This window comes from Bradyrhizobium sp. UNPF46 (genome assembly GCF_006658625.1).
GTDB classification, from domain to species: Bacteria; Pseudomonadota; Alphaproteobacteria; order Rhizobiales; family Xanthobacteraceae; genus Bradyrhizobium; species Bradyrhizobium nitroreducens.
The window spans coordinates 20,268-45,778 of sequence record NZ_LFJB01000055.1; the positions used below are offsets into that span (position 1 = coordinate 20,268).

23 protein-coding genes are annotated in these 25,511 nt (G+C 62.5%); 14 read left to right on the forward strand and 9 right to left on the reverse strand.

Annotated features, from left to right (window positions below; genetic code table 11):
• Window positions 1-11: 11 nt before the first annotated feature.
• Window positions 12-983, forward strand: a complete 972-nt coding sequence (locus UNPF46_RS22105; protein WP_142251418.1) for an SAM-dependent methyltransferase — start codon at window positions 12-14, stop codon at window positions 981-983.
• On the opposite strand, the gene UNPF46_RS22110 is transcribed toward UNPF46_RS22105, so the two are convergent.
• From UNPF46_RS22110 to UNPF46_RS22130, 5 genes are read right to left on the reverse strand one after another with little or no spacing between them, the layout of a single operon-like run.
• Window positions 980-2,077 (reverse strand): ABC transporter ATP-binding protein, encoded by a 1,098-nt coding sequence (locus tag UNPF46_RS22110; protein WP_142251419.1) that lies wholly within the window; start codon window positions 2,075-2,077, stop codon window positions 980-982. The two genes, UNPF46_RS22105 and UNPF46_RS22110, sit on opposite strands and share 4 nt — an antisense overlap.
• The gene (locus tag UNPF46_RS22115) at window positions 2,074-2,997 is read right to left on the reverse strand and encodes an ABC transporter permease (protein ID WP_181770051.1); all 924 of its coding nucleotides are present in this window, start codon (window positions 2,995-2,997) and stop codon (window positions 2,074-2,076) included. Before UNPF46_RS22115 ends, UNPF46_RS22110 begins: the two co-directional genes overlap by 4 nt.
• Window positions 2,889-3,743 (reverse strand): ABC transporter permease, encoded by an 855-nt coding sequence (locus tag UNPF46_RS22120; RefSeq protein ID WP_142251421.1) that lies wholly within the window; start codon window positions 3,741-3,743, stop codon window positions 2,889-2,891. Before UNPF46_RS22120 ends, UNPF46_RS22115 begins: the two co-directional genes overlap by 109 nt.
• A 4-nt stretch (window positions 3,744-3,747) precedes the next feature.
• Complete coding sequence (locus UNPF46_RS22125; RefSeq protein WP_142251422.1) at window positions 3,748-5,706, reverse strand: DUF4062 domain-containing protein; 1,959 nt, start codon at window positions 5,704-5,706, stop codon at window positions 3,748-3,750.
• Window positions 5,707-5,730: 24 nt separating this feature from the next.
• Window positions 5,731-6,816: an ABC transporter substrate-binding protein gene (locus UNPF46_RS22130; protein WP_142251423.1), complete on the reverse strand. Its 1,086-nt coding sequence runs from the start codon at window positions 6,814-6,816 to the stop codon at window positions 5,731-5,733.
• 396 nt (window positions 6,817-7,212) lie between these two features.
• Here UNPF46_RS22130 and UNPF46_RS22135 point away from each other — a divergent pair, with 396 nt between their 5' ends.
• The 4 genes from UNPF46_RS22135 to UNPF46_RS22150 all read left to right on the forward strand — a co-directional run bounded on the left by UNPF46_RS22135 (window position 7,213) and on the right by UNPF46_RS22150 (window position 9,654).
• Complete coding sequence (locus UNPF46_RS22135; protein WP_142251424.1) at window positions 7,213-7,530, forward strand: hypothetical protein; 318 nt, start codon at window positions 7,213-7,215, stop codon at window positions 7,528-7,530.
• 62 nt (window positions 7,531-7,592) lie between these two features.
• A complete protein-coding gene (locus tag UNPF46_RS22140) occupies window positions 7,593-8,045 on the forward strand; it encodes a DUF2231 domain-containing protein (RefSeq protein WP_142251425.1) in 453 nt (150 codons plus the stop codon).
• Complete coding sequence (locus tag UNPF46_RS22145) at window positions 8,042-9,379, forward strand: PQQ-dependent sugar dehydrogenase (protein WP_142251426.1); 1,338 nt, start codon at window positions 8,042-8,044, stop codon at window positions 9,377-9,379. Before UNPF46_RS22140 ends, UNPF46_RS22145 begins: the two co-directional genes overlap by 4 nt.
• Before the next feature lie 59 nt (window positions 9,380-9,438).
• Window positions 9,439-9,654 carry a hypothetical protein gene (locus UNPF46_RS22150; protein ID WP_100175520.1) on the forward strand — a complete coding sequence of 72 codons (216 nt, stop codon included), beginning with the start codon at window positions 9,439-9,441 and terminating at the stop codon, window positions 9,652-9,654.
• A gap of 266 nt (window positions 9,655-9,920) precedes the next feature.
• Here UNPF46_RS22150 and UNPF46_RS22155 read toward each other — a convergent pair whose 3' ends face one another.
• Complete coding sequence (locus UNPF46_RS22155) at window positions 9,921-10,364, reverse strand: T6SS immunity protein Tdi1 domain-containing protein (protein WP_142251427.1); 444 nt, start codon at window positions 10,362-10,364, stop codon at window positions 9,921-9,923.
• Between the two features lie 440 nt (window positions 10,365-10,804).
• Here UNPF46_RS22155 and UNPF46_RS22160 point away from each other — a divergent pair, with 440 nt between their 5' ends.
• Both UNPF46_RS22160 and UNPF46_RS22165 read left to right on the forward strand, forming a co-directional pair.
• Window positions 10,805-12,004: an MFS transporter gene (locus UNPF46_RS22160; RefSeq protein WP_100175518.1), complete on the forward strand. Its 1,200-nt coding sequence runs from the start codon at window positions 10,805-10,807 to the stop codon at window positions 12,002-12,004.
• 174 nt (window positions 12,005-12,178) lie between these two features.
• A complete protein-coding gene (locus tag UNPF46_RS22165; RefSeq protein WP_100175517.1) occupies window positions 12,179-13,408 on the forward strand; it encodes a CaiB/BaiF CoA transferase family protein in 1,230 nt (409 codons plus the stop codon).
• Window positions 13,409-13,435: 27 nt separating this feature from the next.
• Here the strand turns inward: UNPF46_RS22165 and UNPF46_RS22170 are convergent, their stop codons facing one another.
• The gene (locus UNPF46_RS22170) at window positions 13,436-16,780 is read right to left on the reverse strand and encodes an autotransporter outer membrane beta-barrel domain-containing protein (RefSeq protein WP_142251428.1); all 3,345 of its coding nucleotides are present in this window, start codon (window positions 16,778-16,780) and stop codon (window positions 13,436-13,438) included.
• A gap of 193 nt (window positions 16,781-16,973) precedes the next feature.
• On the opposite strand from UNPF46_RS22170, the gene UNPF46_RS22175 reads away from it, so the two are divergent.
• The 4 genes from UNPF46_RS22175 (at window position 16,974) to UNPF46_RS22190 (ending at window position 20,133) form a co-directional block, all read left to right on the forward strand.
• Window positions 16,974-18,056: a sensor histidine kinase gene (locus tag UNPF46_RS22175; protein ID WP_142251429.1), complete on the forward strand. Its 1,083-nt coding sequence runs from the start codon at window positions 16,974-16,976 to the stop codon at window positions 18,054-18,056.
• Window positions 18,044-18,802, forward strand: coding sequence for a LytR/AlgR family response regulator transcription factor (locus UNPF46_RS22180; RefSeq protein WP_142251430.1), 759 nt, complete (start codon window positions 18,044-18,046; stop codon window positions 18,800-18,802). The genes UNPF46_RS22175 and UNPF46_RS22180 overlap by 13 nt, the downstream gene beginning before the upstream one ends.
• Window positions 18,803-18,932: 130 nt before the next feature.
• Complete coding sequence (locus UNPF46_RS22185) at window positions 18,933-19,811, forward strand: beta-keto acid cleavage family enzyme (RefSeq protein WP_142251431.1); 879 nt, start codon at window positions 18,933-18,935, stop codon at window positions 19,809-19,811.
• A 106-nt stretch (window positions 19,812-19,917) separates the two neighbouring features.
• Complete coding sequence (locus UNPF46_RS22190) at window positions 19,918-20,133, forward strand: hypothetical protein (protein ID WP_142251432.1); 216 nt, start codon at window positions 19,918-19,920, stop codon at window positions 20,131-20,133.
• An 83-nt stretch (window positions 20,134-20,216) separates the two neighbouring features.
• Here the strand turns inward: UNPF46_RS22190 and UNPF46_RS22195 are convergent, their stop codons facing one another.
• Window positions 20,217-21,338 carry a pentapeptide repeat-containing protein gene (locus UNPF46_RS22195; protein ID WP_161497186.1) on the reverse strand — a complete coding sequence of 374 codons (1,122 nt, stop codon included), beginning with the start codon at window positions 21,336-21,338 and terminating at the stop codon, window positions 20,217-20,219.
• A gap of 297 nt (window positions 21,339-21,635) precedes the next feature.
• Between UNPF46_RS22195 and UNPF46_RS22200 the strand changes: the two genes are divergently transcribed.
• Window positions 21,636-22,028 (forward strand): RidA family protein, encoded by a 393-nt coding sequence (locus UNPF46_RS22200; RefSeq protein WP_181770052.1) that lies wholly within the window; start codon window positions 21,636-21,638, stop codon window positions 22,026-22,028.
• A 4-nt stretch (window positions 22,029-22,032) separates the two neighbouring features.
• Here UNPF46_RS22200 and UNPF46_RS22205 read toward each other — a convergent pair whose 3' ends face one another.
• The gene (locus UNPF46_RS22205; RefSeq protein WP_100175510.1) at window positions 22,033-22,695 is read right to left on the reverse strand and encodes a TetR/AcrR family transcriptional regulator; all 663 of its coding nucleotides are present in this window, start codon (window positions 22,693-22,695) and stop codon (window positions 22,033-22,035) included.
• Between the two features lie 215 nt (window positions 22,696-22,910).
• Between UNPF46_RS22205 and UNPF46_RS22210 the strand changes: the two genes are divergently transcribed.
• Window positions 22,911-24,146 carry an acyl-CoA dehydrogenase family protein gene (locus UNPF46_RS22210; RefSeq protein WP_142251434.1) on the forward strand — a complete coding sequence of 412 codons (1,236 nt, stop codon included), beginning with the start codon at window positions 22,911-22,913 and terminating at the stop codon, window positions 24,144-24,146.
• A 148-nt stretch (window positions 24,147-24,294) separates the two neighbouring features.
• Window positions 24,295-25,353 carry a phosphotransferase family protein gene (locus tag UNPF46_RS22215; protein ID WP_142251435.1) on the forward strand — a complete coding sequence of 353 codons (1,059 nt, stop codon included), beginning with the start codon at window positions 24,295-24,297 and terminating at the stop codon, window positions 25,351-25,353.
• The last annotated feature ends 158 nt before the right edge of the window (window positions 25,354-25,511 follow it).

Below are 25,511 nucleotides of genomic sequence, written 5' to 3' on the forward strand. Positions count from 1 at the left end.
GGAAAATAGCAATGGAAGCCACCACGCTTGTTCCGATCGCCCGGCCGCTTGTCACGCCCGCCGTGCTCGATTTGCGGCGGCCGCCGGCCATCCTCCGTGACAAGGAAGGAACCCGGCGGGAGGGAATTTGGAACGTTCGCGACAATCGGAGCGTGGCCGAGTACTGGGCCAAGCAGCAATCGATCGCCCCGGTCGAGGCGGTGAGAGAGGCGATCCGACGTCAGGGCAAGTACCCCGAGGACCTCACGCGAGAGGACCGCGGATTGCTCGCGACCTTGGACGAGTTTCATTGCCTGAATGACGATGCGACCCATGAACTTGCACGTCTGGCGGGATTGAGCCGGGGAGCATACGTTCTCGATGTTGGTTGCGGACTGGGTGGGCCTTCTCGAAGACTGGCAGCCGAATACGGTTGCGAGATTCTCGCCATCGATATCACGAGACCATTCCTCGACGTCGCCTCGGGGCTTACGGAACGCGCGACGCTATCGGGCAAGATCGAACTCATCCATGGCGACGCTGTCGACTACAGCTTCCCCAGACAATGTTTCGATTTCGTCTGGATGCAGGTGGCTGCAGCCAATATCTTCGCCAGGAGCGCGCTCTATCGCAATCTCTTTCGCGCATTGCGTCCGGGCGGGAGGTTGGCGCTCTACGATATTTTTGAGGGGCCCAATCCGGGACTTCACTTTCCGGTCCCCTGGTCATTCGACGGCACGACCAGTGCCTTGCTCACGGAAGGCGATACGATCGCCTTGTGCAGGGCTGCCGGATTCAAATACATCACCGGTCGCATCGATGGACGAGCGCAGGCGTGGTTCGAAGCCGAATGGCGCCGGACAACTGCCGCGTCCGTCTCCGGAGCTCCTGCATTGGGCTTTGAGATCTTGCTACCGCGCTGGTCCGAGATGTGCGCGAGCCAAATCGTCAATCTGCGAGAAGACAGGCTGCGGTTCGGCTACCTCGTATTCGAGAAGTCTTAGCCGCCTTGGCTTGACAGGATATAAGCGTCACTGGTCCACCAGGTGAGACCGACCTGCTCGCCGGGACTGACGCGCGGGCGTTCGGCTCCGGCGGCGCGTTGGAGCTTCACGCTCGCGGTGGAATCTCGACTGAGTTCAATCGTCTCTGTCATGCCGGTCTTCACCACGGCCTCGACGGTCGCCGTCAGCCGATTCTCGCGGTCGTCGCCAAGGTGGATCTTGTCGGCATCGATCACATAGGCGACCTCGTCATCGAGGGAGGGACGCTCGGAAAGCCAGTCGGGCAGGACCGCGGTCAAGTCTCCCATTTCGGTCCTTACGCGGACGCTTGCTCCGGCGAGCTCAATGATGTGGCCGAGAACCACATTCCGGTCTCCAAGGAATTCGGCCACAAACCGGCTCCGTGGACGTTCCAGGACATTGGCGGGCGTATCGATTTGCTCGAGCCGGCCGTCACGCATGACCGCAATCCGCATCGACAACGAGATCGCCTCGCTCTGCTCGTGAGTGACCATGACCATCGTCATGCCGAGACGCAAGTGAAGCTGTCGCAGCGTCGTGATCAGTCGCAGGCGCAAATGCCGGTCGAGACCTCCGAACGGTTCGTCAAGCAGGAGAACTCTCGGGGAGAGTATCAATGCGCGGGCCAATGCAACGCGCTGCTGCTCACCTCCGCTCAAGGTGTCGATTGTCCGGTTCTCGAAGCCCGGCAATTCGACGAGCTTCAGGGCTTCCGCGACGCGTCGCCCTTGCGTTTGCCTGTCGACTTTCCGGATAGCGAGCCCAAATGCGACGTTCGCGCCAACGCTGAGATGGGGAAACAGGGCAAGCGATTGCCACATCATGAGGACGCCGTGCTCGGCCGGCGCGAGGTCCAGGATCGGCCTGTGGTTGAAGCGCACCTCGCCGGCGATGGGGGCAATCAAGCCAGCCATGATCTTGAGCAAGGTGGATTTGCCGCATCCGCTCGGCCCGACGATCGACAGGAATTCGCCATCGGAGATCGCAACGGATACGTCCCGCAACACCCGGGAATGGCCGTAGGCGTGGCTCACTCCGGCGACATCGAGCAGCACTGGAGAGGCGCCGGTCATCTGCGCGCGAGGCCATACATGATCTGTTTCCGCATCAGAACGGCCGACGACACCATGAGGACGAATGACAGTAGCGTCACAAGTGTTCCGGCGGCATAGAGACTGGGATCCAGTGTGTTGCCCATCATGCCATAGATCACGGTCGGCATCGTCTTCTGGAAGCCGCTGACGAACCAGGTAATCATGAACTCGTTCCAGGAAACCAGTGCGCAAATCGTGGATGCTCCCACGAAGACGTTCGCGAGTTGGGGAAAGGCAATCTGAGCGGCGATCTGCATTTCCGATGCTCCCATATTGCGCGCGCAATCCTCGATCTCCGGATTGAGGCCGCTCTCTGCGATGTAGAGCAGGAAGAACGCGATGGGCGATACGTAGATGACGTGAGCCGCCAATATGCCGATCAGCGTTCCGTCGATGCCGATGAGCTGGTAGTAGACATGCAGCGAGAACCCCGAAATGATCGGGGGAAGGATAGCCGGGATGCTCGTGACGATCATGCAGGCCAGCACCAGCCGCGCTGACAGTTCGTGAACCAGCCGAGCCGACAAAAAACCCAGGATGCCGGACAGCAGCCCCGTGGTTACGGCGATCACAAGGCTGTTGAAGATGGCTTGCCTCAAGGTGCTGTCGGCGACGGCATCCCGATAGGCCCGCAGTGTCAGCAAGGAGTCCGAAGGTGCCTGGTTCCTGCCGGGAATAAGCGATTCGACCAGGATCGTGGCGAGGGGACTGAGGGTGTACAGCACGACGAGGCCAAGGACACCGAGCTGAATTGCCGGCGATACGAATGGCCTATGTGGGCGCGCGGGGCTCATGATCTTGCCGAAGACCTGGATCTGCGCATGGCCCTGAGAACCAGTGGAATGGCAAGGCAAACCAGCATGATGAGCAGCACGGACATTGTGGCCGCGGTTGCCCAATCATCGATCTTCATCCGATCATTTACGGCGGCCGCGAATGTGTACAGGGTGCTGCCGCCAAGGACGGACGGTGCCAGCAGGTCACCGATGACGAAGATGATGCAGAGCTGGGCCGTTGCGACCAGGGCGGTCGCGCATTGGGGCATTTCGATCCGCCACCAGATGCTCCACGTTCCGGCTCCGAGGTTTCGTGCTGCCATGATTCGCGTCGCCGGGATGCGAAGCAACTGGATGAACAGGATCAGGGTGCAGATGGGAAGAACGTTCGAAACCACGCCGATGACGACGGCGGGCGTCGTGAACAGAAGGCCCGAACAGGCGGTGCTGCCGCAGACGAGCCAGCCAAGCGGACCGCCGTCGCTGAGCAGTACGCTGTAGCCGAGCATCCGGAGCACCGGGTTTGACAACAGCGGAACAATGACGAGGCTACCGATCAGGAGCCGTGCCATCGGTGACTGTAGCGCGACCAGCAGCCGGGCGGTCGCCAGAGCCAGCGGCAGGGTGATCAGGGTCGTCGCGGCTGCCAACCCGAGGGAGTTGATCGCTGCTCCCGCGACGCGAGGGCTCGTGAGCACCTCCCGGTAGTGGGTCAACGTGAACCCGCCATTGGCGATCGAGGAGGGGCCTGTCCCGAACGAAAGCAGCAGGACATTCCCCAGTGCGCCGAAGAATAGGATGACGATGACGAGCAGTTGCGCACTGTAAAGAGCCGTGATCAGCGTTGGTCTGGCGGGCTGAGATCGCATGAGCTCAACGCTTGAAATCTGCGTTCAATTCGCGCGTGAGCACGTTCCAGTAGTACTCCATCAGAAAGGCTGCCTGCTCTTGAGGGAACGGGCGAACCCAGGACGACGAACCGAGCGATGGGTCGACTTTACGGGCGGCCAGGGCGCGCAGGGTTCGATGGATAGAGCCCAATTGCGGAGAAGATTGAATCTTGTCGCAGAATATCCGTTCCGCAAACTGATTTGCTGGAATCCCGACATATTGCTTGGAGAGAACAGACGGGTCGAAAACTTCATCAGTGCCAACACCAAGGCTCAACCGTATCTGGGTGTCGGGCTTCGACCAATGCTCCACGATTTTGCCGAGGAAGTCAGCCTTTGCGTTCGGAGTTGGACAGATGCAGTTGATCCAGGTAAACACGCCTTCCTTGGGAATGATAGTTTCGTATTGACGTTCAGTCTCTCTGCAGGTGGCGAGAACTGCGCTCGTTCCTCCGAGGACGACGTCCGCGTCGCCGTCGCGAAGGACGTGGGTTAATGTATCAAGGCTTCTGACGACTTTGGGGGAGGCGGGGTCGGGGTGTTTCTGATAAGCATCTCGGATCGATGTCACCAGGAGACCGATGCACAACTCAAACTCTTGCGGCGAGTTTCGAGCGAAGTTCATGATCCAGTCGGAGAATGTACGAACGGATTGGATGTGCGTCTCCTTCAATCCCAGGAAGTCCGTGAAGGGCTCGCCCGCCGCTCGCCTTTGCTCGAAAACTGCAGTCGCGTGAGCCAGAAGGATGATCGGAAATGTAACGACCCACCACCCCCAAAGTACGACGCTACGACCTTGGCCCAGCAAGGTCGGCAGGTCGAAGGCAGAATAGCTGGTGGAAGCTGGCCCGATTTGTCCTGCAGCCTTGTTTGCATTGAGGATCGGGCTGTTGGCGGCTGTGATGATTTCGTTGAAGCCGTAGAGTAGCGGGACTGCGTGGAGTTGCTCGTTCGGGTAGAAGCTCTCGCGATGACGCCGGACGTTCGCGCTGAACGATGAGTCAGCAAAGCGCGCGCGAATGTAGCTCTCTCCATCGAGCGGGGCCAGCGGCCCGATGTACCCTCGTTCCTTGTGAAAGTTCACGACCTCGATATCCGAGAACAAAAAGTCGAATTGCAGGAAGGGATGCTCCAGGCGCGGGAAATAGCGAGTAGAGCTGGGCACCTCGATGAGGCTGCGATCCATGGTAAGAAACGAGAACGAGTCGCTGTGATAGCCATCGCTTATAAAGGCCTCATAGAGCTTGTTCTCCTCAATGCCGCTCCAACCAGCGACGTGGATGTTCCTGTTCCTCTCGATGGGAAAAGTTTTGAGCGATTTCTCGTGCATGAGGTCTTCCGAGAGATCGTTGGCGCGGGATAGAAAGCCACGAAGCTTGGCCTCCCACAGGCCAGGGTCGCTGATTTGATATTGGCGTGCTCTGGATTTTTTGGATTTGGAGGCGCCTGGAAGGCGAACCTGAATTGTTTCGAAAATCACGCCCAATTGGTCGGCTTTCTGGGCTGCGTATTCCCGTAGCCGGCGGAGGTCGGATAACGATGAATTTGCCTTGGTGACAAGGTTCACCAGCAAGAGACGCTTCACCGGGTCGGTTATGGGGACCTTGGAATGAGGTTTGGTCGTTGATGCCAAACGTTGGAGTGCGAGCTCGAGCTCCCAATGGCCGAAAGATAGATCCCAGTCGTCGCGGCTGTCGTCGGAAGGAAGCCCCGATCCGCTGATCTTCGTGCCATACTGCGGGCCGATCAAGACTATGAAGAAGTCGCTTCCCTCAATGGCGTCTCGAATCTCTCCCCTGATCGTTGCCGGATAGAGGAGCACGTGCTCGGTCTGGAATGAAATGCATTTCAGCATGCTTTGCTTTTGGACTTCACGCCAGATGAAGTCGCGTATGGAGCTAAGATTCTGGAAAACAGAGCTAAGGAAAAGATTTCCGTACATTCATTTTGCCCCGAGGATGGCAGTTTACTTGCCGGCCTTGAACGCTTCCCAGGCGCTCTGCCACGTCTTCTCCGTTTGCTGCACCGGCAGCGTGCGGACGGCGAGCTTCGCCACCATCGCTTCGATTTCGGCGGCCGTCGTCCACTTGAGCAGCTTTCGGTGCTCGGATGGCATCAACTCGTAGGCTTTCTCATTCGGCACGTAGGAGCTGTAAGCGGGCTTTTGCGACAGGGCGGCCTGAGCTTCGGGTGCCATCATCCATTTGATGAAGAGCTTGGCGGTCTCCGGGTGAGGTGCATCGTTGGGAAGCACCAATGTATCGACCCACATGACCCCGCCTTCTTTCGGGATGGTCCAATCGAAAGGTTTGCCCTGTCGCTTGAGTGCCAGCGCGGACCATTCCGCTCCGCCCGGAACGATCCAGGTATCTTCATTGCCAAGGGCCGTCATCAGTTCCGGAAATGAGCCGGCGATGGCCCTGACTTGCGGCCTCAACTCCGATAGCCGGCCCTTCAGGGCGTCAAACTGGGCATCGTTGATGTCGTATGGGTGCTCGTTTCCCAAGCTCCTGCTCAGGACGCCCATGATCGGCAGGTACCAATCCCAAACTCCGACCCGTCCCTTGACCTTGGGATCGAACAGGATGGCATAGCTGCCGGCTTCGGCCTCCGTGATGTGCGCGGTGTTGTAGACGAGTCCGAGAGAGCCAAACTCGACCACGGGCGCATAAAGCTTTCCGTCGATCGACGACAGGGGGAACGTCTTGAAGTAGGGGAAATACGAAGACGTATCGAGTCCGGCGCCGTCGAGCGGACTAAGCCGTCCTAGGTCGTACAGCTTCCTTATGTATTCGGGATCAACAACGACGACGTCGTAGACGCCTCGCGACTGCGTGAAGAGCGCGAACATCGCGTCGCCGCCGAAAAACGTCTTGTAGTTGACTTTGACCCCGTGCTGCTTTTCGAACGGGGCAAGGAGGGTTTCGTATCCTCCCCAGATAAGGACGTTGAGTTCAGGCTGCTTCTGTTTGAACCAGCCCTCGTGGCAGGCGAAGAACCCACCGAGAAAAACGACAGCGACCAGTAATAATGAGATCAGTATTCGTCTCATAAAATATACCCCACCGTCTCGAATTCCCACAATCTATCAGAGACCGCGTGTGCCGCAACCCCAGGTTGGGAGCCGAATGCGGGGTTACCGCGGTGCAAGGGCGCGTCGTCTGGACGATCGCCGGAGCAGGCCGAACCGCTTCCATCCCCTCGGCGGAATCTGGCTCTGCTTCCCCCCGTCCACTGACATGGGCGGCAGCCACACGGGCCGTCAAACCCAGGGAAACCCACCGCGCATCTCGGCATCGATCTCAGCAAAAAGTAGCGGATCAGGCTTATTAACCCGGACGAGGAGAACGGGATGGGTGGCTGCGCCTGATCCAGGTCCCTGATCCAGGTCAATGCCCCGCTCGCCGGATCGCCTATCGGTTGGTCGCAACTTCGGGACAACCACGACATGACCGACAAGCCGATCGACTGGACGCCGGACCTCTCCTTGCCGACCTCCAAATCCACCGTCCAGCACTTCATCGCAAACGCCGGCGGCGACCGCCTGGAGATTGACACCACACCCTGGGGCGAGGCCGATCTCACGGTCAACGGCCAGTCGATCGCTCATCTCGCCACCGCGCCAAGCGCGGGCGATGCGTTTCGAACACTCGAGGCGGTCGCGGAAGATTTCGAAGCCGGCAGGGAATCGGGCAGGGATGCGCACCTCGGTCAGGCGATCGAGGATGACGAGGTTCGTGAGCGGCTGGGCCTGCCGCGCAGCTAGGAACCATCACACCGCGCACGAGTTGGCCGGTCGGGCAGAACCGATAGCCACGAGGCCAAGCCGTGCAGCAAGACGTGCGCGTGCGCACCACCGCGCAGATCGCGGGTCATCCGATTCATCCGATGCTGGTGCCGATCCCGATCGCGTGCTTCATCGGGGCGCTTCTCACCGACATCGCCTATGTCGCCAGCGCCGAGATCATGTGGGCGGATTTTTCCGCCTGGCTGCTGCTCGTCGGCGTTGTCTTCGGCGTGCTGGCGGCGATCGCGGGCCTCACTGATTTCCTGGGCAACCGCCAGGTGCGGGCGCAGACGCCGGCCTGGCCGCATATGATCGGAAACGCGCTCGCGCTGGTCCTCGCCATCGTCAACGCGCTGATCCACACCCGCGATGCCTGGACCTCGGTCTGGCCTACCGGGCTCGTTCTGTCCGTGGTCACCGTGCTGATCCTGCCGGTCACCGGCTGGCTCGGCTGGGCCCTGGTCTATCGCCATGGCGTCGGAGTTGCGCGATGACATTCCCAATGATCCGCGCGCTGCTGTGCTCCTCGTTGCTGCTGCTGGCCGGCTGCGATGACGGCAGCGGCGATCCCAAGGCGCAGATCGGCGCCAACCCGAAACTTCCCGACATCCAGCAATATCTGCTGCCGCCCATGCACATCGCGCGCATCGTCGGCTGGAAGAAGGACGAAGCGCCTTCTGTGGCCGAGGGCCTGCAGATCAAGGCCTTCGCGACCGGCCTGCAGCATCCGCGCTTCCTCTACGTGCTGCCCAATGGCGACGTGCTGGTGGCGGAATCCAAGGCGCCGAAGGGGGCAGGCATCAAGCGGCCCAAGGAGATCGTCATGGGATATATCGAGTCCTGGGCGACCTCGGGCAGCGACGACACCGGCCCCGGCAACCGCATCACGCTGCTCCGTGACAGCAATGGCGACGGCGTGCCGGATACGCAAAGCGTCTTTCTCGACCATCTCAACTCGCCGTTCGGCATCGCGCTGGTCGGCAACGATCTCTATGTCGCCAATGCCGATGCGATCGTCCGATATTCCTATAAGGAAGGCGACACGAAGATGACCGCGCCGGGCACGGTGCTGACGGGGTTGCCGGGCGGGCCGATCAACCACCACTGGACCAAGAGCCTGGTCGCCAGTCCCGACGGCTCAAAACTCTATGCCGGCGTCGGCTCCAACAGCAACATCACCGAGAACGGCATGGAGGCCGAGCACAATCGCGCCGCCATCCTCGAGGTCGATCGTGCCAGCGGACGCTGGCGCGTGTTCGCGAGCGGTCTGCGCAATCCCAACGGCCTCAGCTTCGAGCCGCAGACCGGCGCGCTGTGGACCGTGGTGAACGAGCGCGACGAGCTCGGGCCCGATCTGGTCCCGGATTACATGACCTCAGTGAAGGATGGCGGCTTCTACGGCTGGCCCTACAGCTATTACGGCCAGCACGTCGATCCCCGCGTCAAGCCGCAGCGGCCGGATCTCGTCGCCAAGGCGATCGCGCCGGATTATGCCTTGAGCTCGCACGTCGCGCCGCTCGGGATGGCCTTCAACACCGGGACGAGCTTGCCCGCGGCCTATCGCGGCGGCGCCTTTGTCGGCGAGCATGGCAGCTGGAACAGGCAGGTGCTCAACGGCTACAAGGTCGTGTTCGTGCCGTTCGCCGACGGCAAGCCGAGCGGACCGGCGCAGGACGTCGTGACGGGCTTCCTCAACAGCGACAACAAGGCGCGCGGCCGGCCCGTCGGCGTGGCCATCGACAAATCAGGCGCACTGCTGGTCGCCGACGACAGCGGCAACACGGTCTGGCGCGTCACCGCCGCGCATCCGCAACTGACGCAACGTTAGGCCCGCGCGCGCGTTGTCTGACGGACGTTCTTTTGAAACTCAAAGCCAGGAGTGGGACAATGGGCCTTGCTCAATATGCCATCGTGCCGGTGCGGGACCAATGGGGCGTGCTGCACGATGGCGACGTCAGGAATACCTATGCCACCAAGGAAGCTGCGTTCGAATCCGCGGTCGCCGCCGCATCCCTCGCGCTTCGTGAGGGACATGAAGTCCAGGTCAGCGTGCCCGGCCGCGAAGCAGGGGGCAACGCACTCGGCGTCCCGGACAACGCTTGAGAAGGAAGACGCGATGACAAGCCCCGCGAGCCCAACGGCGTCGAGCCATCGCGCTCCGAGGACGACATCCAGCGCGAGCAGCTGGGTCCCCGCGGCGTGCCCGGTGCGCCTGATCCTGCGAAGATGACCCCGCAGCGCGAGACGCCGAAGCACGTTGATCCCGGCCATACCGCGTGAATTGGCGTCATCGCACGATCAGCCGCCCGTGCCGCAGCGATCCCGATCGTGAAGCGCAACTCCGCTGCGCCGGCAGGGCGTCGTAGCACTCATTCAGCAGGTTTGATGACGAATTGCACGGGCGTTCCATCAGGTAGCCCATCCATCTGGAACGAGAGGTTACCGGCGACCGCTATCAATTCTTCCAACGCAATCGTACCGAGGTTGCTGACACCGTACTCACCGCCGAGCACTGCAGGAATTTTGAAGCAGTAGCAGTGCCCCTCGGGTACGTTGCCGAGGCTACCGAGGGCTTCTTGTTGTAGATTAGTCATCGCCCAATCTGCCATAAAATCCGCATCACCTTTCAGAGCGGCGTAATCGTCGTCTCCTCGTGCGACTACTGCGCATGAGAGCTCCTCAGGAATTATTCGCCAATAGGCCCCGGCTGTGTCTTTGACGATAAGATTGCCAAAGGCGTTGCACGCGATGATGGAAGCAGGCCTAAAGCCCTTCCAGCCCCAAGCTAGTTCTATGATTTGCAGCAAGGCCATCCGGTGGGAAATCTCAAGCCGTGACAGTATCGATGCAGTTTTTGCAAAGAGTATCGCTTGCAAATTTGACTACACCCAAAAGGTAACAATTGTCACGAGCGCCAGGCCGAACGCGCTCGGCAGTTTCCGAGCTGTCACATGCGATAGCCCTAGGCGGATTGCCGAGCTGCCAGCCTGAGAGCGTGGCCGCGGCCCGGAATTCGCGCTCCGGACATACCTAACATCATGTTAGGTTTCTCGCATAACCGGGTAATTGTGTTAGCCCGGCGGGCCAGTTCAACTTGATGGCTCGCCATAGGTCGCCAGCGATGCTGCCTCCTGCCGACATGCTCCCGGCTGCCTTCTGCCATTCGGCGGCCGGCGTTCCCGTATGCTGCGTCTCCCGCTAAGAGAGGCGCCACAGGCGCGATCTGCGCCCGGCAGGGCAGGCGACGTCTGGAATGCGGTTCTTGAAATCTGATAGCAGGCTGATCGGTGTCCTGCTGGTGCTCGCCATCACGCAGCTGGTCGGATGGGGCACGATCGGGCTTCCTGCCATCGTCGGACGCGATCTCGCCACTGACCTCGGCATGAGCCTGCCGGCAGTGTTCGCCGGCACATCCGTTCTCTACGTCTCGATGGGCCTGTGTGCGCCCTGGCTCGCCAAATCGTTTGCGCGGCATGGCGCACGGACGGTCATGATGGTCGGCACCGTCGTGACCGTGCCGGGCTTCGTGCTGCTGTCGCTTGCGCGCGAGCCGATGCTCTATTTCGCCGCCTGGATCGTGCTCGGCATCGCCGGCAGCGCCACGCTGTCGACCGGCGCCTATATCATGTTGAACGAGATCGCCGGGCGGCAGGCCAAGCACGCGATCGGGGCCTTGATGCTGGTGACGGGCCTCTCCAGCAGCATCTTCTGGCCGACGACGTCGTTCCTGAGCGGTCACCTCGGCTGGCGGGGAACGTGCCTCGTTTATGCCGCGATGATGCTCGTCGTCAGCCTCCCGCTCTATGCGCTCGCACCGCGCCGGAAGATCGCCGGGGGTGATGCCGGCGAGCCGGCCAAGTCGTCACCGACGCCTGTCATTCCAAAGAGCACTTTCGGCCTCGTGGTTGCCGCGATCACGCTCAACGCCTTCGTCAATTTCGGCATCAGCGCCATCATGATCGAGCTGCTCCGGGCGGAGGGACTGGCGCCGGCGCAGGCACTCCTCTTCGGCTCCATGCTGGGCGTGATCCAGGTCAGCGCCCGCGGGCTCGATCTCCTCGGCGGCGGGCGGTGGGACGGGATCACGACCGGGCTCGTCGCGGGCACCGCGCTGCCCGTCGCGATGCTGCTCCTGATGCTGAGCGAGGGCGCGACCTGGGCGGTTGCGGCCTTCATCCTGCTCTATGGCGCCGGCAGCGGCGCAATGGCGGTGGCGCGGGCCACCATCCCGCTCGTGTTCTACGACCAGGCCGAGTTCGCCAAGGCGATGTCGATGATCGCGCTGCCGCTCAATCTCGCCTCCGCGATCTCGCCGCCACTCCTCGTCGGTCTGCTCACCGCATTCGGCAGCCGCGGTGCACTCGGTCTCACCTTCGTCTGCTCCTGTGCGACGGTGCTGATCTTGCTCCTGCTTGCGCGGCGTCGGCCGCTTGTGGTGCCTGCCGCGGCTTGAGCCGATCGGCGGAATATTCGCGGCGCGGAAGGTTGCGGCGACGGCCTCTGGGCCGGCAGGAGATAGCCGTATGCCCCCAGCGCAGTGCTCAGAGCCCTAAAATAGTGTATCCGCAGGGAGCGCGGCTTGGCTGGAGCCGCCGCGCCAAGATTCAGTTCCCCGGAGGAAATCGACATGTCGGCCTTGCCGCTCTCAGGCATCAAGATCCTTGACCTCACCCGCGTCCTTGCCGGGCCTTTGTCGGCCCAGATGCTGGGCGATCTCGGCGCGGAGGTGATCAAGATCGAGCGGCCGGGCACCGGCGACGATGCGCGCGCCTTCGGCCCGCCTTACCTGACCGACCCCGAGGGCAAGGCCAACAACAACAATTCCTTCTATCTCTGCGCCAACCGCAACAAGAAGTCGGTCACCGTCAACATCGCCAAACCCGAGGGGCAGGCGATCATCCGCGAGCTCGCCAAGGATGTCGACGTCTTCATGGAGAACTACAAGGTCGGCGATCTCAAGCGCTACGGCCTCGACTACGAGACCATCAAGGCGATCAATCCCGGCATCATCTATTGCTCGGTGACCGGCTTCGGCCAGACCGGCCCGTATGCGCCGCGCGCCGGCTACGACGCCATCCTGCAGGCGATGGGCGGCCTGATGAGCGTCACCGGCCACATGGACGGCGAGCCGGGCGAGGGCCCGATGAAGGTCGGCCCGTCGATCGTCGACTACATGACCGGCATGAACACCTCGATCGGGATTCTCTCGGCGCTCTACCATCGAGATGCCAACAACGGGCAGGGCCAGCACATCGACGTCTGCCTGTTCGACACCGTCATCGCCTCGCTGTCGCACTGGCTGCAGATCTACCTCGTCAACGGCAAGACGCCGCCGCGCCGCGGCACCTGGGGCAATGGCGGCATGCCGGCCGGCGTGTTCCGCTGCACCGATGGCGAGCTGATGCTGGTGGTCGGCAATGACGGCCAGTTCCGGAAGACTTGCGCCGTGCTCGGCGAGCCGGAGCTGGCAAACGATCCGCGCTTTCTCAAGAACAACGACCGCGTCGTGCACGGCAAGGAGATCATGGCGATCTTTGCCGGCCTGTTCCTGAAGCAGCCGGTGGCCTACTGGCTGGAAAAGCTGGAAGAGGCGGGCGTGCCCTCGGGGCCCATCAACAATTTCGAGCAGGTGTTCTCCGATCCGCACGTGCAGGCGCGCGGCATGCGGGTGAAGACGCAGCACAAGTTCGAGCCGGAACTGTCGCTGATCCGCAACGCGCTGACCCTCTCGGGCACCCCCATCACCGAATATCGCGCCCCGCCGCTGCTCGGCGAGCACACCCAGGAGGTGCTCGGCGACAAGCTCGGCTATGATGCCGGGAAGATCGAAGTTCTCCGGAAGCAAGGCATCATCTAGGAGGCTTTGTGAAAGGTCGATGCTGCGCTACCAGGCGTAGCGCAGCGATCCCTGGGCCGAGACGCCGCGCGCGCTGCCGGCCAATTCTCCGGTCACCCTTGCGCCCAGCGTCAAATTGTTGACGAAGCGCAGCTCGGTGCCGGAGGAGAGCAGGGCCGAGTCCTTCGGGGCCGCCGCGCCGTAGACGGTGAAGGCCGATCCGGGCAGCGCCTGAAACGCCGCGCTCATCGCCCGGTCGGTGTTGGTGTCGTGCACCCAGGCAAGCTGCGAACGGAACGACAGCGTGGCATCGTTGCCGGCAGCGACAGTCTTGTCGAACCGGCTGCCGAGCTCGGTCCGAAGCGTGGCGGTGCTGCGCGAGGCATAGGCGAGCGCGAAGGCACCCGTTCCAGACGCCGAACTCTCGCTGTAGGCCGGCGTGTAGAAGCTTTGTCCCTGCAAGGCCGCGTAGGGAGTAACTCCGACGATATTCGTGGTCAGACGATAGCCCGCCTCGATGCGTCCGGCGAAGGTCTGTCCGTCAAAGCGCGCATTGAGCTGATCGACGCCGGCGAGATTGACGGTGCGGCTCGTGCTGATGCCGTTCCAGGCATAGGCCAGCGCGCCCGACAGATAGGCGGCGCCCACCCGGTGCGTGCCGTAGGCGCCGATCTGAAACACATCGCTCCGGCCGCTGCCGAGGCCGTTGCTCAGGCCCCAGTTGGTGCCGCCGCCCGCGAGCGCGAAGCCCAGCACCGTATCGGCGCTGGCGCGATAATCGGCGCCGGCCACGACGCCATAGGTTCGCGGCGTCACGTCATGCGAGCCGAGCACGACGCTTTCGCCGTTGACCTTGCCGGCGCTGCCATAGCTGCCGCCCCACACGCCCCAGCGCCGGTCGAGCGCGGACTGAGGCTCGCGCGCGGCGCGGGCCGGGGAGGTTGACGCATAGGCCGACGCAAATGCCGGCGGCACGCGGGATTCTTCAGCATAGCCCATGGCGCCGCCGTTCGCGGCCTGGCCGCCGAAGGCGGCGTGACCGGTGTTGGTGAGCAGCGAGACGAAGCCGTTCATGGACTGGAACGCGGTCGTTGCCGCGCCCGTCGCCACCTCACCGGAGAGGCTGTCCAGCGCGGATGTGAGAGCTGCACCGGACAGCGAGAAGATCGAGGCGAAATTGCCGGAGGCCGCTCCGCCGTTCAGCGCGGCGTCGATGCCGCTGGCCACATTACGCTGGTTGATGGTGCCGTTGACGAGCGAGTCGGCCAGCGCCGCCTGGTCGACGACGATGTAGGCGTCGTTGGCGTCGTAGCCGAGATGGGCCTTGATCGAGCCGGTGAGGTCGAGGCTGCTGAAGGTGCCGCTGAGGCCGCCGGTCGCCGTCAGGATCACGAGGCTCTGTCCGACCACGAAGCCGCCGCCGAGCTGGACCGCGCGCGCGATGCCACCGGTCAGCGTCGCCGTGCCGTTGACGACGGTCTTGTCGGCGCCGCCGGAGGCAAGGTTGACCTGGTAGATGCCGCCGAGGCTGAGGCTTCCGTTCACCGTGACGGTGCCCGTGGGAGTGAAGGTGCCCGTGCTGGTGAATGTGAGTGAGCCGCCGCCGAATGTGGTGCCGTTACCGGCGTTCAGGATGCCGGTGTTGGACAGGGTGGTGCTGCCGCTTCCGAAAGAGTTGATGCCGGTCGTGCTCCACGTCCCATCATTGCTGATCGTATTGGACGCATTCCCGAGCGTGATCCGGCCGTAGAGGGTGCCGCTGTTCGTGATGGTACTTGCGCCGCCGCTGGTCATGATGGCCCAGCGCGTTTCCGGCGCGGCAAGCGTGCTGCTGATGAGGGCGCCGGCGGCGTTGTCGATCGAGATCGTTCCGCTCGTCGAGACGGCCCCCATGACCGGGTCAGGACCGCTGCCGAGCAGCGAGCCATGATTGGTGATGGTCGTGGACCCGGAGCCGGCGGTGCTGCCGAGTGCGTCGTCGTTCGTCGAGCGCACCGTGCCGTAGTTCGTGATCGTGACGCTGCCGTTGCCGCCTGCGATCGTGCGGATGCCGATATACGCCGAATAGACGTCAGCCGTCGTGACATCGATGTTGCCGGCGCTGGTCCTGACGTAAACGCCGGCGCCGGCGATCGGCGTGGCGGCGAGCCCGATCGAACCGCCGGTCTGGTTCACGGTGGCATTGCCTGTGCCCTGCTGATCCAGATTGAGACCGCCACTTCCGAAATCGGCCGACGTGAGGAGGGTACCGCCGCTCATGTTGAAGATGAGATTGCTCGAACTCTCGCCATAGAGCGAAACCGCCGACCCGTAGGCGGAGATCCTTCCGCCCGTCACGGTGACGGTCTGGTTGCCGGACGAGAAGGCGAAGGTCGAAATGGCCGAGCCGCTGCTGACGGTGATGTCGTAGCCGGATGTAATGCTCACGGTGCCGGCCCCGTTCTCCAGAACCATAATACCGGAGCTTGTGGAACTGATGCTGGCACCGGGGGTGATGGTGAAATCGTCCGTGCCGTACATCGACATGCCAACTCGAACGTTGCTGATGACCCCCGTTCCCGTGACGAATACGCCCCCAGTGCCGTCGCTCGAGACCCTGATCCCGACGTTGCTGCCGCCCGACCCGCCGGGACCTGTGATAGACCCGCTATGGTTGACCGTGACCGTGCCGGCGTTCGTGCCATGGCCGACCACAATGCCGTCGCCATTGGCGGAGGTATAGACGATGTTGCCGCTACCGCCGACCGTGGTATCTGCGCCACCGAAGACAGCGATGCCCGTGCGGCCCGTGATCGCCGCGGTCCCGTCCACCAGGATGTTGACGGCTGCCTGGGACTGCACCAGGACGCCGTAGCCCGCGCCGATCGAGCCCGTGTTGGTGACGTTGCCGTTGACATGCGCGGTGAGATCGCCTGTCGCGGAGGTACTCTGCGAGAACAGCATCAGCGAGGCAAGGCCGGTGCCGTCGATCGTCGCACCGCTCGCGCTGTTGTAGGTAATCGCACCGGTGCTGGTGAGGAGGGACAGCGCGCCGATGACGACGTTGGAAGTCTGGTTGACGGCGCCGTTGTTGGTGAAGCTGATGCCCGCGCCGTTCTCCGACGTGTTGATCACAAGACCATAGCCGCCGACGGTGACGCCGCTGGCGATCTGACCGGTGATGTTGCCGCCGGTGGTGAATTGCTGGGTGTCGTCGTTCGACGACGGGGTAGCGGCGTCGGTGTTGGTGTTGTGGACGGTCACGGTGTCGGCGGCGCACGACACGCTGTTGGGGGGCGAGGTGACGTCGCAATTGGCCGCGGCCGGGCTGGCGCTCCAGATCGTCGCCAGCGCCGTCATCGACAGCAGCGCGCCGGAGGGCCGGAAGCGCGAATTTTTATTCTTGTATTCCAACGCGTCTCACCCCTGTCATCGCATGGCACCGGACGGATTGCGGCCGGCCGGTTGAATCGGAGGGGACAACACAACATCGGCTGCACCGTCGCTATCGGGATTCGACGAACCGGGCGGGATAGCCGATGAATCGGGCCGCGCTTTCGGACAAAGTGACCGGCTGGCGATATCTTCCGGACCGTGAAGGAGGTAAATGGCCGGGATGCGCTACTTCAATCGGTTCGATGCGACGGCAGGCCAGAACTCATGGCCCTTGGCCATTCTGGGTTTGGGCCTGTTGACGGCTCTCGGCACGCTGGTGCGCATGGCCCATTTCCAGAACTTTCCGCGCGCCTTCCTGATCAGCGTTGTGGTCGATCCCCTGACGCTGCCGATGGTGCTTGCGCTGCGGCCGGTGTTCCCGAGGAGGCATGTCGAGTCGGGCTTCCAGGTATTGAGGACACTTGTCCTCAATACGCTGCTGTGCATCGGCGCCGCATTCCTGCTGACCTGCTGGGTCAGGCTGGTGACCAGCGTGACGGGTTGGCACGTGCCGAATTGGGGAGCGCTCCAGTCGTGGGCGGTGCCTTGGGTCTATTACAGCATCGTGTTCGCGGGCTGGCGGTTCGCGCAGTTCTGGAGCGCCGCGGAGCTTGCGGTGCATGGTGAGAAGCAGCGCGCCGCGGCGGCGGAAGCCGAAGCCCTCAAGGCCGAGCTTCGCCATCTCCGCCATCAGCTCGATCCGCATTTCCTGTTCAATGCGCTGAACGGCATCGCCGTCGAGATCCCGGATCATCCGGACGCGGCGGTGGGCATGGTTCGCGAACTGGCAGCCTATTTGCGCTATTCGCTCGACCAGCGGGATCGAACCGTCACCCCGCTCGCGTCGGTGCTCGACGCGGCTCGTTCCTATCTCGAATTGCAGAAAGCCCGGTTCGGTCCCGAACTCGACTACAGGCTCGAGTCCAGTGAGGCGGCGCGCCGGCGCATCGTGCCGAGCTTTCTGCTGCAGCCACTGGTCGAGAATGCCGTCAAACACGGTCTGCAAGCCGGCCGCGCGCACGTCGACGTTGCGATCGAGGCGGTGGCCGATGAAACCAGGCTGCGGATATCAGTCACCGGCCCCGGGGAGTTGAGGCCCGACTGGCAGAGCGCAGGCGATCCGGGCGTCGGCCTGTCGGTCCTGAACCGGCGGCTGCAACTTCACTATCCAGGCCGGCACGAGTTCAGCCTGCGCCAGACCGGCGACATGGTGACCGCGGGGCTGCTGTTGCGGGGGGAACCGTGCTCCGTGTAGCGATCGTCGATGATGAAGCGCTGGCCAGGCGCGGAATGCAGCGGCTTCTCGGCGAATATCCTCAGCTCGAGGTGGTCGGCGAGGCTGCCTCGCTGAAGACTGCCATGGAGTTGATCCGCGCCGAACGGCCCGATGCGCTATTCCTGGACATCGAAATGCATGGCGGCAGCGGGTTCGATCTCTTGCAGGATCTTCAGGAGCGCCCTGACGTCGTCTTCGTCACCGCCCACGACCGCTATGCGGTCAAGGCCTACGATTTCGCCGTGCTGGACTATCTCCTGAAACCGATCGATCCGAAACGACTGGCCGCGGCGGTGACCAAGCTGGAAAAGGCGCAGGCTGCACGACAGGCCCTCCTCAAGCATCAGGCGCCCACCTTGCGTCTCAGGACCAGCACGCGGACGGTGATCCAGCGCATCGATACCATTGTCGCGATGCGTGCCGAGGGCGACTACACGCGCGTATTCGTGGCGAACGGACCCGCCATCCTGGTCGGACAGCTGCTCGGGAAGTTCGAGGCACAGGTGCCGACGCCTCCTTTCCTGCGTATCAATCGCTCCTTGATCGTCAACGTGGACAGGATCCGCGCGATCGAAACGGTCGATCGCGATACGATGCACATCAGCCTCGACGATTGCGCCGAGGCGTTCGTGGTTGGACGCGCGACTGCGGCGCGGATCAGGAAGCTCTATCCCGGCTTGCCTCGCCGAGTGTCGCTCGCTTCCCCCGGGGGCGACGGGACCTGATCCGCCTGACCGGCGGCAGGTCGAGGCGCGATGGCCGAGGGTGCTTGCCCATGGTGAGCAATTGGCTGAGAGTGGCGATATCCCGCGCCGGCGGCGGCACCCGAGAGCAAGCGATCAGAAGGCGGCAGTCATGACATCAGGCAAAACCATCATCACCTGCGCCATCACCGGCAATCTCACGAAACCCGAGCAGTCGCCGTATCTGCCGATCACGCCCGAGCAGATCGCCACTTCCGCGCTGGAGGCGGCCGAAGCGGGCGCTGCCATCGCCCACATCCATGTGCGCGATCCCGCAACCGGCCGTCCCTCAATGGAGATCGATCTTTACCGCGACGTCGTGGACCGCATCCGCGCCCGCAACAAGAGCCTCGTCATCAACCTCACCACCGGCCCTGGCGGCCGTTTCGTGCCCTCGGTCGAGGATCCTCGCGTCGCGGGTCCCGGCACCACGCTGCTCCAGCCCGAGAAGCGCGTCGCGCATATCGAGCTGCTCAAGCCCGACATCTGCACGCTCGATCTCAACACCATGAACTCCGGCGGCGAGGTCGTGATCAACACGCCGCGCAACGTCCGCATCATGGCCGAGCGGATGAAGGCGGCCGGCGTGCTGCCGGAGATCGAGCTGTTCGACAGCGGCGACTGTCATCTCGCGCGCGACCTGTTTACCGACGGCACGCTGAAGGGGCCGGGCCTGTTCTCGCTGGTGCTCGGGGTCAAGTACGGCTTCTCGGCGACGCCGGAGACGATGTTCTACGCCCGCAGCCTGTTGCCGCCGGGCGCGATCTGGTCCGGCTTCGGCATCGGCCGCGCCGAATTCCCGATGGTGGCGCAGGCCTATCTGCTCGGCGGCCACGTTCGCGTCGGCATGGAGGACAATCTTTATATGTCCAAGGGCGTGCTGGCGAAGACCAATGCCGAGCTGGTCGCGCACGCCGCGGGCATCCTGAAGAGCCTTGGCGCGAGCGTTGCGAGCGCGGAAGATGCGCGGGCGATGCTGAGCCTTGCCTGAGGCTTGCGCGCCATCCCCAGATAATCCCGGTCCGTAGTCGCACACGCTTCCGCTTCGCCTCCGACTCTGATTCGATCTCTCCACTTGAGTTCGGGGAGGGAAGTGAATGTCCTACACGATCGGGTTCCAGACCAAGAACCAGAAGTCCATTCTGGCGACCGAGGCGGCCACGGCCAATCAGGCCGTCGCCATCGTTGCCGCGCTGCGGCAGAGTGCCGACGAAATAAAGTTCATTCGCTCGCCGCAGGAAGGCGAGATGGGCATCGAGATGCTGCTGCTGCTCGCCAAGGAAGAGGCCGAGGAGATGCCGCAGCGGGCGTGAGCCGCAGATTCAAGGGAATTTGGCCTAACGCAGCTTAAGCCAGCGGCGGAATTGTTTCCGCCGCCAAATAACCATTCTAAGCTTCAGTTATCCGTTTTCTTTCTCAGGCGAACCCAAAGCCCCTCATTTTGGCGCTCATAGCCGCTGAAATCAATGCCGTCGGGCTCGTCGGTCGTGCCCTGCGGCGTTAGCTTGCCAATGTAAGCTCCGTCGAGCAGCGCCTTGGGCATGCTCTTGGCAAATTTTGATCGCAAGAGTCTGGCGTCTCTGAAATCGATTGAGCCCGAGGGAATGTGACCGCCGAAGCTGCAATTGTATACTTCGGCCCCGCGGAATATCGCATTGAATAGCGATGCTCTCTCGAACTTAATCCGTATTAGGTGAGCATAGCTAAAGTCCGCAAAAGACAAGGAAACACCCGTCAAGTCTGCCGAGCTCAGACTCGTCTCCCTTAGGTCCGCGTACTCAAAGACTACACCTGCGTCTGCAAGGGGCTTTAGTGTCACGCGATTGGCGAGCAAGCCGAGAAGCAATTGGCCGCGTTCAGGGCTCAGCGGCAGTTTGATGATTTCGGCACGCGTTTGCTCACCGTCTTTTGGGTTGCTGTAGCGCACATAGTAATATGGTTGTGCTGCACGTGACAGAACAAGGATCCGGTTTATGAGTCCTTCTGTAAGTACTCCGTTCTGAGTGCTTTGAACTTCGCGAGCGACATCCTTGAGCACGTCGAAAAGCTCCGCTGTCAATGCGGCTCTTCGTTGTGCTTCAGCCGTCACGTTTTGCTGATTCAAGAGTTTAGTCTGATAATCCAACTTTAGGTTTTGATCTTTCAACAGGCTGTTTTGGGTTATAAGCAGTGCGGAGCCCACTATTCCTCCAAACGCTACGACCAGGGCTATTGCCGATTGGCTTACGAAGTGGCGTGTGCGTACGTTCGCATACCACGCGGCGGCTTCTATTGTGGCGCGCCCCATTTCGGTGGCGGCGACATCAGACTTTCCCGCCACATGTGCGCGTCCAGCAGCCGTAATAGCCGCGGCTATACTTTCTACTGTGCCCCGTACGTTCCCGATCCATCGTGGCACAACGAGAAATGCCAGAATTGAGCAAAGTGTAAGGGTGGCCGAAGCTGCCGCAATGGCTCCAATACCAAATGCGATTAGCGATCCCCCGACATCTTCCATCTTGAAGATCAGGAAGAACAAGGCCGGTCCAATCGCTGCCCCTAGCAAAAAGAATATGACCAAGAGCGCAATCTGAAGTGGAGCGCGTCGCGAGTTTGGTTCAGGGTTAGTCATTGGTCGGGGTCTTTGGCAAATCGACTTTGAAAGAGGTCATTCTACCGCAATCAGCGGGGCAGCCAAGGGATTGCATCGATCGGGCCCACACCCAGTTCGAGAGCAGGCCTGACCCGCCACCCACATTTCGGTCAGAAGCGAAGCATGCTGGCTGCGAGATGGTGTAGTCAGGCCTCAGTCTCGCTCGAACCGAAGGTGGTCGCCATGAAACGAGAAGCGCTCCGCGTCGAGCCGATCTCGACGTTTCTCGATCGCCGCAACGCGCCGGTCTCGCCGGTCACGCGCGCCGGCAATATGATCTTCGTCTCGGGCCTGCCGCCGTTCGATCCGGACACGGGCGAGATCGCGTCCGTGCCGATCGAGCGGCAGAGCGAGATCGTCATGCAGCAGATGAAGCTGTGCCTCGAGACGGCCGGCGCCTCGCTCGACAACGTCATGAAGTGCAACGTCTACTGCACCTCGACCAAGCACTTCGCCGCGTTCAACGCGGTCTACGCACGCTACTTCCCGGTTGATCCGCCGGCGCGGATCTTCGTCTGCACGCCGGAATGGTTCGGCCCCTTCGACGTCGAGATCGACTGCATCGCGATGACGTGAGGGACTAGCGCGCTGCGACCCGCGGCGGCGCCTTCGTCTCGGCCCGTCCCGCCGTCAGCGCCATCGTCGCGACGCTGACGACGCGCGCGACGACGTCCTCGACGTCGTCGAGGTCGCATTTGCCTTCCGACAGTTTCGTCAGCCGCTCGCTCTCGCGGATGGTGTGGTGCGCCATCGCGAGCGCGAAGTTCAGGCCCCAATAGATATCGACCTCGCTGCGCTCGGGCAGGGCGCGGCGCATGGCGCCGGCGAATTTCCGCAAATGGTCGATCTCGCGGTTCTTGATGCGGCGGATCGGCGGCACGGATTCGATCGAGGCGCGGATCATGAAGCGCGCCGCGGTCGAACGCTGGTTCTCGGGGCCGAGGCAGCCGCGCAGCGTCGGCCCGACCAGGGCGCGCAGGATCACCTCGATGGGCGCGCGACCGCCACCATCTTCTTCCGCCGCCTTCAGTTCGCGCAGGCGCTCGCGGTTGGTCTGAACCGAGCGCGTGACAAATAATTCAGCGATCAGCTCGTCCTTCGAGCCAAAATGATAGTTCACCGCGGCAAGGTTGACGCCCGCCTCCGCGACGATGTCGCGCAGTGTCACGTCGCCGAAGCCGCGATCGGCATAGAGCCGTTCGGCGGCGGCGAGAATGGCAGATCTCGTATGATCGCTGGCCATGAGAGCGCCCGTGGAGGGGAGTTGCAATTCAAACACTTGTATGAAACTATCGTTTGAAGGCCGGAGAATGTCAATCCGCAATCGAGACTCGTTCGCAACTCGCGGGCCGGCTCGGGCGGCCTCGCAAAGCGCGCGTGTTGGCGCTTGCGGGCCGCGTCATGCGGGAGGACAGTCCGGCGCAAAACGACCAGCGAGAGAGAAACGAGGAGCGTCCCATGGATTTCGATCTGTCCCCCAAGCAGAAGGAATGGCTCGACCGCGTGCGGTCCTTCATGGTCAAGCACGTGCGCCCGGCAGTGCCGATCTATGACCAGCAGGATCACAGCGGCGAGCGCTGGAAGGTGATCCCGGTCCTGGAGGACCTCAAGAAGAAGGCGAAGGCCGAGGGCCTCTGGAACATGTTCATGCCGCCGAACGAGCATGAGGATGATGAATTCCGCGGCGCGGGACTGACCAATCTCGAATACGCGCTGCTGTCGGAAGAGATGGGCCGCATCTCCTGGGCCTCGGAAGTGTTCAACTGTTCCGCGCCCGATACTGGGAACATGGAAGTGTTCATGCGCTATGGCACCAAGGAGCAGAAACGCAAATGGCTGCGTCCGTTGATGGACGGCGAGATCCGCTCGGCTTTCCTGATGACGGAACCGGCCGTGGCGTCCTCCGATGCCACCAACATCGAGACCCGCATCGAGCGCGACGGCGATCATTACGTCATCAACGGCCGCAAATGGTGGTCGTCGGGCGTCGGCGATCCCCGCTGCAAGATCGCGATCCTGATGGGCAAGACCGATTTCAAGGCGGCCAAGCATCAGCAGCAGTCGCAAATCCTGGTTCCGCTCGACACACCCGGCATCAAGGTCGAGAAGATGCTGCCGGTGTTCGGCTTCGACGACGCGCCGCACGGCCACGCCCAGGTGCTGCTCGACAATGTGCGGGTGCCGAAGGAGAACATCCTGCTCGGCGAAGGCCGCGGCTTCGAGATCGCGCAGGGCCGCCTCGGCCCCGGCCGCATCCATCACTGCATGCGCACCATCGGCAAGGCCGAGGAGGCGCTGGAGAAGATGGTGAAGCGCCTGTCCTCGCGCACCGCCTTCGGCAAGAAGATCGTCGAGCATTCGGTGTGGGAGCAGCGCATCGGTGAGGCCCGCACCAATATCGAGATGACGCGCCTGCTCTGCCTCAAGGCGGCCGACATGATGGACAAGGTCGGCAACAAGACCGCGCAGGCCGAGATCGCCATGATCAAGGTCGCGGCGCCCAACATGGCGCTGAAGATCATCGACGAGGCGATCCAGGCCTTCGGCGGCGCCGGTGTCTCGGACGAGGCCGGCCTTGCCAAGGACTACGCCCACATCCGCACGCTCCGTCTCGCCGACGGTCCGGACGAGGTGCACAATCGCGCCATTGCCAGACTTGAGGTTCGGAAGTATGCAAACTCTCCCAATCACTAAGTGAGAGGGAGAGCCCGGCGGCGCTCCCGATCTGAAGAAACGACGGGGCATGGTCCCATTCGGAATGACCGCTTGACGCAAGTGCGTCAGCGGTTACCGATTAGGATCATGCTCGGCCTGAAAAGGTCAGGACTGAAGAGGGAGCGTCATGGCTGACGGCGTCAGGAAAGACGAGGAGTTCTCGGGCACCAAGCCGGTCGAGGAGCGGCATCGTTTCGACGAATTGCGCCTCGATGCGTGGATGCGCGATCACGTCGAAGGTTTCGAGGGCCCGCTGGTCGTCCTGCAATTCAAGGGCGGCCAGTCCAACCCGACCTATCGCCTCAACACGCCGAAGCGTTCCTACGTGATGCGCAGAAAGCCGTTCGGGAAATTGCTGCCGTCGGCGCACGCGGTCGACCGCGAATACCGCGTCATCGCGGCCCTTGGCAAGCAGGGCTTTCCGGTCGCGCATGCCTATGCGCTGTGCCAGGACGATGGCGTGATTGGCGCGGCCTTCTACATCATGTCGATGGAGGAGGGCCGGGTGTTCTGGGATCCGACGCTGCCGAGCCAGGCGCCGGAAGACCGCCGAAAAATCTTCACCAGCAAGATCGAGACGCTGGCGAAGCTCCACATGTTCGATCCGGTTGCGATCGGGCTCGGCGAGTTCGGCAAGCCCGGCAATTATTTCGCGCGGCAGATCGACCGCTGGACCAAGCAGTATCGGGCGTCCGAGACCCAGCACATTCCCGAGTTCGAGAAGGTCGCCGAATGGCTGCCCAAGACCGTGCCGGAGCAGGCGCGCGTCTCGATCGTCCATGGCGACTATCGTCTCGACAACATGATTTTCCACGCGACGGAACCTCGCGTGCAGGCCGTGCTGGACTGGGAGCTGTCGACGCTCGGCGATCCCATGGCCGACTTCACCTATCTCTTGATGCAGTGGATCATGCCGGGCCTCGAGGGCGCCGACCTCAAGGCGCTCAACATCCCGAGCCTGGAGGAAGCCGCCCAGATCTATTGCAACGTCACCAAGATGACGGTGCCCGATCTCAACTGGTACTTCGCCTACAATCTGTTCCGTCTCGCCGGCATCACGCAAGGAATCGCCGGCCGCGTCCGCGACGGCACCGCAGCGAACGCCAAGGCGCTGGAATCGGCCAAGCGCACCGTGCCGCTGTCGAAGGCGTCATGGGAGTACGCGCAGAAGGCGGGCGCGGTGTAGGAATGACGAAGGCGCGGTTGAGGAGGCCGCGCCTTTTTGTTTGCGGCTTCACGCTGTTTCCACACACTCCGCGTCATTGCCCGCGAAGTGTTTAGACCGGAGACATAGCTGACGCCTGTTCGGACACATCACTGACAGATTGGCCATTGGTCAAGTCG